The 7,359-nt window shown below is 61.1% G+C and carries 6 protein-coding genes; 1 reads left to right on the top strand and 5 read right to left on the bottom strand.

Going from position 1 to position 7,359, the window contains the following annotated elements:
• Positions 1-388, top strand: a 388-nt coding sequence (locus tag WBR57_RS16855; protein ID WP_424084800.1) for a FecR family protein, incomplete at its 5' end; no start/stop codon positions are given.
• 41 nt (positions 389-429) lie between these two features.
• On the opposite strand, the gene WBR57_RS16850 is transcribed toward WBR57_RS16855, so the two are convergent.
• The 5 genes from WBR57_RS16850 to WBR57_RS16830 all read right to left on the bottom strand — a co-directional run.
• Positions 430-1,233, bottom strand: a complete 804-nt coding sequence (locus WBR57_RS16850) for a DUF6708 domain-containing protein (RefSeq protein WP_424084799.1) — start codon at positions 1,231-1,233, stop codon at positions 430-432.
• Positions 1,234-1,282: 49 nt separating this feature from the next.
• Positions 1,283-2,086: a DUF6708 domain-containing protein gene (locus WBR57_RS16845; RefSeq protein WP_424084798.1), complete on the bottom strand. Its 804-nt coding sequence runs from the start codon at positions 2,084-2,086 to the stop codon at positions 1,283-1,285.
• Between the two features lie 160 nt (positions 2,087-2,246).
• Positions 2,247-5,615, bottom strand: a complete 3,369-nt coding sequence (locus WBR57_RS16840) for a T6SS effector BTH_I2691 family protein (RefSeq protein ID WP_424084797.1) — start codon at positions 5,613-5,615, stop codon at positions 2,247-2,249.
• The gene (locus WBR57_RS16835) at positions 5,612-6,550 is read right to left on the bottom strand and encodes a hypothetical protein (RefSeq protein WP_424084796.1); all 939 of its coding nucleotides are present in this window, start codon (positions 6,548-6,550) and stop codon (positions 5,612-5,614) included. The genes WBR57_RS16840 and WBR57_RS16835 overlap by 4 nt, the downstream gene beginning before the upstream one ends.
• A partial coding sequence (locus tag WBR57_RS16830; RefSeq protein ID WP_424084795.1) for a type VI secretion system Vgr family protein occupies positions 6,547-7,359 on the bottom strand: 813 nt, incomplete at its 5' end. The genes WBR57_RS16830 and WBR57_RS16835, both read right to left, overlap by 4 nt.

The raw sequence follows: 7,359 nt of genomic DNA, 5'->3' as shown, positions 1-7,359 counted from the left end.
GCGCAATACCGACCGGACCGTGTGCGTGACCTGCATCGAGGGCTGGCTGTCGGTAGAGGTCGGCGGGCGCAACGTGCGCCTGGAAGGCGGCCGCCAACTCACCTACGGCGCCGTCGGCATGGGCGAGCCGGTGGCGGTGGACACCCAGGCCGTCGTGGCCTGGCGCGAACAGGTCCTGGTGTTCAACAACGCCACCCTGGCGTCGGTGGTAGACGAGATCAACCGCTATCGCCCGGGCATGCTGGTGTTGCTCAACAAGCAACTGGGCCAGCGCCGCGTGCAGGCGCGCTTCAGTTTGCAGCAGCTGGCGGGCGTGGCGTTGTTGATTCGCGATGCGTACGGGGCCAAGTGCACGGAGTTGCCGGGTGGGGTGGTGTTGTTGAGTTAGGCCCCGGCTTAAAGCGCGCACGCCGCTGTGATGGCGTGTATTCAAGGGGCCGTGCGTGATTCCAGGTCTATTGGCGCAGGCCATTGCACCTTGGGCGCCAGGCGGCGCGCGAGGTTGAAGGTGACGTCTTCGTTGTTCCAGTCGCGGGGCGGGCGGGGGAAGGCGGGCAGGGCGTGCGGGCCTTGCTGCATGAACAGTTGGGCCATGGCCCAGTACATTTCGCCTTGTTGGATGTCGTGGGCGAAATGGAAGCGATCGAGCACCTTGCAGGTGCCAGGTTCGACTACGGCCAATGTGACGGTCTGGATAGAACCGCCGCTGCCCATGGGGCCGTAGATGCTGCAGGCTTCGGCGCGTAAATCATCCCAGTCATAGACGTCAATGCGCACGCCCCAGGCGCTGCGGCTGAAGGGTCTGAGCCCGTCACGGAAGAAGCGATAGACATACACTTTGCGTCGAGTGCGGTTGAAACGGATGGGTTCGTCGCGGGGGGCCTCGGTGTCCATTCGCCAGAAGTAAATGCCGCCCCAGAGAGGGGCGATAAACGCGAAGAAACCGAAGAAATTAAATGCAAAAGAAGGTAAATCTCCGGTTGCTCTAAAAAGGATGATCCAAGTAATGGGAGGAATAAGAGTGAATAAAAACATAAAAGGAGACATCCAAACACCAACCCCACGAATTCTCATAGTGGCGCGGGCCAGCTCAAGGCATACCTCGTCAACATGATTGGGTGGATTCGAGAGCACGGGAGGATAGGGTTCTACCGATGGTGGCTCGTCAGGCCTTGGCAAATCGCGCTTCCAACCAGGCGCCGGTTTATCCAGTAACGGGGTTTTGAATAGCATGATGGGCAGTTCCAGTTCGTCGTGGCTGATCCGCTGTGATGGCGTGTATTCAAGGGGCCGTGCGTGACTCCAGGTCTATTGGCGCAGGCCATTGCACCTTGGGCGCCAGGTGGCGCGCGAGGTTGAAGGTGACGTCTTCGTTGTTCCAGTCGCGGGGCGGGCGGGGGAAGGCGGGCAGGGCGTGCGGGCCTTGTTGCATGAATAGTTGGGCCATGGCCCAGTACATTTCGCCTTGTTGAATTTCATGGGCAAAATGGAAGCGGTCGATGACTTGGTTGGTACCGGGTTTCACGACGGCCAAGGTGACGGTTTCAATGAGACCGCCGCTGCCCATGGGGCCATAGATGCTGCAGGCTTCGGCGCGTAAATCATCCCAGTCATAGACGCCAGTGCGTACGCCCCAGGCGCTGCGGCTGAAGGGTCTGAGCCCGTCACGCTGGAAGCGGTAGACATAGACTTTGCGCCGGGCGCGGTTGAAGCGGATGGGTTCGTCGCGGGGAGCCTCGGTGTCCATTCGCCAAAAGTAAATGCCTAGCCAGAAGCCAGTAATAAATATGATGGAACCGAAAAAAATCAGCACGAAAGGAGGGAGATGCTGCTCCGCGGCGACATAGCTAATCAAAACCGCAGGGATAACCATAGATAGCAAAAGCATAAAGGGAGCCAACCAAACACCGACCCCACGAATTCTCATAGTGGCGCGGGCCAGCTCAAGGCACACCTCGTCAACATGATTGGGTGGATTCGAGAGCACGGGAGGGTAGGGGTCAACCGATGGTGGCTCGTCAGGTCCCGGCAAATCGCGCTTCCAACCAGGCGCCGGTTTATCGAGTAATGGTGTTGTGAATAACATGACGTAGTTCCGTTTCTGGGTGAAAACAGTTAGTTAAATTGGCCCTTTCAAGCGGGCGAGTAGATAGCCAAAGGGCGCAAACACGGTTGATGACGACCAGCAATGGTCGCCATGAGAAAAGTCGGCGGGTGAGTACACCAAAGGCGCCGTCCGCTGTGGTCTACAAGCTGTCCATCAGAATGAGCTCCGCATACGCATCATGGCTGTGGCGATCCGGCCAGTAGGTCAACGACAGGGTGGCCGCTTCGATGTTGTGCCGACGGGTGTCTGGCAACAGGATGATTGCGCCTTTGATGTCCATCATCTGGCGGCTAGCGCCGTCGGCCAGCGAGACGGTGCGTACTTGCTGGGTGGGCGTGGTGCTGTCGGCCCGGTAATCAGGCCTGTTCGGGCGGGTGGGCGGGGCCAGCGCCATCCGACGTTCACTGGCAACAGTCGCTTGGGCCGGCGGGTTCAAGTTACCTTCAGCCAGCACTTCTCCGCCGGTGTACTGGGTGGCCGAGCCATCGCCGTGGCGATGCACGGTGAGGGACCAGCGATAGGCTGAACGGTCGGTGTCGAACAGCGGCAGGATCAGGCGATATTCCAGACGCTGTTCATGGGTCGGCGCGCCCACGCTGCCCATGGGTCCACCCAAGGCATGGGCAGTGCTGCCGGCGATTTGCAAACGGAAGTTGACGCCGGCCTCAACGCCCAGGGTCGCGGCATTGAGTTCGGCGATGGCGAGGTGGGCATGCTCGGACTTGTTCCAATGAATGGGCGGGTCTTCGTTGTGCTTGCCGAAAAAACACCGGCGTGCCCAGTTTTCGAGAGGTGTCGATTCTTCGCCTTCGGCCCATTTGTACAAACCGTATCCTGCTAGACCGAGGAGTATGGCGATACCGAGTGGTCCAAGTAGTGTGCTGGTCCCAATAGCCGCAGCCCAGATGCCAGCTCCGGCTCCCAGACCTGAAGCCGCGGCAGAGAGAAAGTATCCTGTTGCAGCCGAAGCATCCCCGCCCTTTCGAGTGCGATTAAAGGCAAACCCCGCCCGTGTAGCATCGTACAACCCCGCCACAGCACCAATGCTCCCCCCAACCCTTACAAACATGTTGCCTGCATGTGCGGTCGCTTTCGCTGCCGCCGATGCTTGGCCAGACAACCTACTGACCGTTTGCACCCGCTCCGGCCCTTTTTCCAGTGCTATACCCACGATTTCCACCGCCCCACCCAACACCCCCAAGCTACTGCCATACAACGCCAACCTCGCCTCGACAGACTTGTCCCCCATGGCCTGCTCCACTTCGTTGAGGCTTTTATTCAGCGCGTCGCTGAGCAGGTACATCCCGCCCATCGCCAGCAGCAATTCGCTGCTACCGGCCGCCCCCCGCAACCCGCTGAACCCGCTGCGCACCCAGTTGGCCGCCTGGTGCGATGAAACCTTGACGCCTTGCAGCAGCTTGCGCGCTTGCGGGTCGAGCGTGCCGACACCGACTGCAACCTCCAGCAGCAGGGCATGGGTGCCTTTTCCCAGTTGATCCACGCCCTGGTTGGCCGTGCGCATCAACGCGTCGTGCAGTTCGGTGACCTTGCCTTCGACCCACACACTGATGGTCACGCTGAGGTTAGCCAGCTTCGGGTCGAGCACCGCGAGGCTGAGCAGGCCGCCCTGGATCAGCGGGCGCACCTGCCTGCGCGCCTTGCGGGCTTCATCATCGATGTTGCCCAGCTCGCGCCTGGCACCTTCCCAGCTGCGGTCTACGGCATCCGCGACGTTGCGTTGCAGGTTGCGCAGGTGTTCGCATTGCAGGGTGTAGTATTCACTGAGCTTCATTTTCACCTTGAGCTCGGTCAGGTGAAGCCCGTTGTACAGCAGCTGGCTGGCACTGTTGATACGCGACACCACGCGCGCCACGCCGGGGGCGAGCGAGGGTTGCAAGCGGGCGGCGGCCGCATTGAGCGCGCCGAGCAGCTGTGCCATGGCTTGCTGCAGGTGAGGGCGGACAGCGTGTTTGAATTCGTCGCTGTCGATGAGTTTGACCAGGGTGGCGTAGAGTTTTTCGCTGTCGTTCCAGTCGGTATCCGCCGTTGCGGTGAAACTGGGTAAAAGGCCGGCCAGCAGGTGTTTGTCGCGCAGTAGAAGGGCGCGGTAGATCGGGCTCTGTGGGTTCGTGAGCCAGTCGCGCCAGAGGGCCGCCGTGTGGCCGGTGTCCGCCACGGCGTTTTCTGGCGGTGCAGCGTCTTGTTGCAGGACGGGCGCCTCACTGATGCCGCCACTCAGGCAGAGCGCCATGGTCTGGCTGTAGGCGCGTGCTGACGGGCGATCATCGCCGTCGTAGTCGTTTTGCTCGATACAGGCAAATTGCCGGGAGCGACACACCGCCGCGTAGGCATGGCCGCTCTGATCGATGTAGCGCTGGTAGTTGGCCCACTCTTGCTCATAGAGCTGGTGGAAGCGGGCACGGCTCGTTTCGTCGTAGCGCTGCTCCAGCTTCTCGTTATAGGCGAGGGCGCGCTGGTGGACGATCCGTTCGCGCTCCTCCTCAGGGCTTGAGAACACCGGCGGCCCGTCGCCAGTCATGGGTTCAACCGACGGTGGCGTTTGGTCCTGCGCCCATTGGCGGTTTATCTCGCGAATGGCCAGCAGCAGCTCTGAGGTCTGGTACTGGTAGGCCCGTTCGGGATCGCTCATCCACTGCTGACGCCGCTGCACCCAGCGGTTGCGGGTGTCGTTGAGTTCCTGCACCAGGCCGAGGGTGTCATCCAGTACAACCGCCAGCACGCCGTGTTGCAGCTTATGCTGGGTGATGGCATTGCCCAGGAAACCCTTGAGCGCGCCCAGGCGCTGAACACGGCTGTGAAAGCCATGCACACTGTCGAATGCGGGCGTGGCCGCTTGTGGCGGGTGTTCGTAGAAGCGCCAGCCAGGTTGCAGGGTGTTCATCGGGGTGGGGGGCCAGTGGTGGGGCTGGGTCTGGGGCTGGTACTCATAGACCTGTTTGTCCACCTGCAGGCTCTCAGCCTTCATGGCCAGGCCGACACTGCCGGGTGTGTCGCGCGCACTGGCGAGGTCGAGTTTCTGAAACCGTTCCGGGGCGCGGCCGGCCTTGTAGGCGTCCAGCACGCGGGCCGGCCAGGGATCACTGGCAAAGGCCAGCCACGCTTCAGTGTGTTTTCGGGTGTCGATGTTGAGGAACGCCGCCGGGCCATCGTGATTGGCCGACACGCACGCATCGGACAACGGGGTCTCGTTGGCAGGCGCCGGCGAGTAGGGGTTGAACTGGCGTAGATAGCCATCTGGAGTGACCTGATAGGCCTGCCAGAAGGTGCGGTCCAGCAAGACATACAGGTAACCTGCGCGCAAGGTGCGCAAGCCCATTTGCGTATCAACCTGCCCGGTGTCTGGCCGGGTGGGTTGATTCGCTGCGCGCGGCACCAGCGCACGGCGCAATGGCAGGATCGGCAGCCCGTGGCGTTGACAGACTTTGCACTGGTCCGTTGAGAAGGCTGTTTCGGTAACAGCGACATGCAGCTGTGCGCCCAAGGTCATTGCAGTGCTCCGGCATGGGTCAAGTCAGAGACGACCCGCTGCCAGGCGGTGTCGTTGTAGGGGGCCAACAGCTTGCCGAGCGGCGCCTGCCCTTGGACGGCCTGCTCGATCAGTGCACGAACCCCGGCATGCTCGTACAGGCGCGGATGCAACATCAGGCGATGCAAGGCCAGCGTCAGAATGTCGTGTTGATGGCTGAGCCCCAGCCTGCGGGCTTGCTGGATCTGCAGGTAAGCCTGTGCTGCCGCCTGGGGCGGGAGTGCGCTAGGCCCCTGCCAGCGGGCGGGCGCATACGTCAGTGGCAGGCGAAGGGCGCGTTGCCAACTGCTCAGCAATGAAGACACTAATGAGGCGTCCTGCTGGACGGCTGTCGCGCGGGTGTCCGGGGGAGTACGACGTTCTGGTACGCCCGTCAATACGCTGCTCGTACCGCTGCTAGTGGGCAGTAGCCAGTGTCGGATCGGCCACCAAGGTCCCTCATCGTTACGGCGGAATGTGCTGGCCAGTAACTCCAGGCGAAGGGGTTCATGGATCGGAAAAAACGCTTGTCCGTGTTCCACGGGAAGTTGTCCGAGTGAAACGATGTGGGCACTTAGACGCTGGGCTCCGGCGCTACTGATGATCCAACCGCACACATAACGTTTGTGGCGACCCTGTTCCTCTTGAGCGCGTAGGGCAGATAGTGTCAATAGTTGCTGCGACGGCGAGACGCCGGGTGTGGCGAGGGCCACCAGCATTGGGCAGGCCGATGGCGTATGAATCATATCGGGACGATGCAGAGGCGTGATAGCGTCGTTGCCCGCCGATTGACGCAACGCCTCAATGTGTAATGGGTCGTCTGCGGCGCAGTCGGCCAAAAGGTCGAGTAACAGGTACAGCGTGGTATCGGGAGCACGCCGTTCGGCGACGAAAGCCTGGACGTTAACCGGAGTCATCGGGTTTTCTCCACGCAAGCCTGGCCTGCCTCCGGCTGCAACTGTAGCGTCAGGGCTTGGCCGTTACCGGGGGCCGTTGCGGTTACCGGGCCATGTAGGGTAATCGCTATGCCATTTAGGTGGATGCCTTGCGCGTCCAGCGTGAGGCTACCGCCGGGACCTTGAAAGACCACACGCTCGCTGGCTTGCAATTGATAGACCGTAGTGGTGTGGTACATCCCTTGGCCGGCAGTTAGACGATGTTGCCCTGAAATCGTTTGCTGGCTGTGACCACCCACTTCGCTTTGGTGGTTGGCCGTGGTCGTGTCGTAGCGGTTATTGCCGACCTGCTCCCTACGATCCCGGCCGATAGTTGCCTCATGGTCGCGGCCGGTGGAGAGTGTGTGGTCCCGCCCGATCTCATGGGACTGGTCGTTCCCGATGGTGATCTGTTCATCATTGCCGACTTCTTCTTTACGGTTATTGCCCACAAGCGTTGTGTTGTCATGCTTGATGTGGACGTTCTTGTCTTTTTCAGCATGGATATAAACTTCTTCCTGCCCCAACTCATCCTCAAACCGCAGCTCATTGAAACCCGAGCCCTTATGGGTGCGGCTCTTGATGGTCATCCGCGTCTTGTGTTTGGGCAGCTCATACGGCGGCAGATTGGTTTGGCGGTAGGTCCGCCCCGTGGCGATCGGCTGGTCAGGATCTCCATCCAAAAAGCTTATGATCAGTTCCTGATTCACCCGTGGCACGGCCATGGCGCCCCAGGTCGCGCCGGCCCAGCCTTGAGCCACGCGGATCCAGCACGAACTCTGGTCGTTGTT

Source organism: Pseudomonas sp. (genome assembly GCF_049590575.1).
In the GTDB taxonomy this organism is placed as follows: Bacteria; Pseudomonadota; Gammaproteobacteria; order Pseudomonadales; family Pseudomonadaceae; genus Aquipseudomonas.
This window is presented reverse-complemented; position numbering and strand designations above follow the sequence as displayed.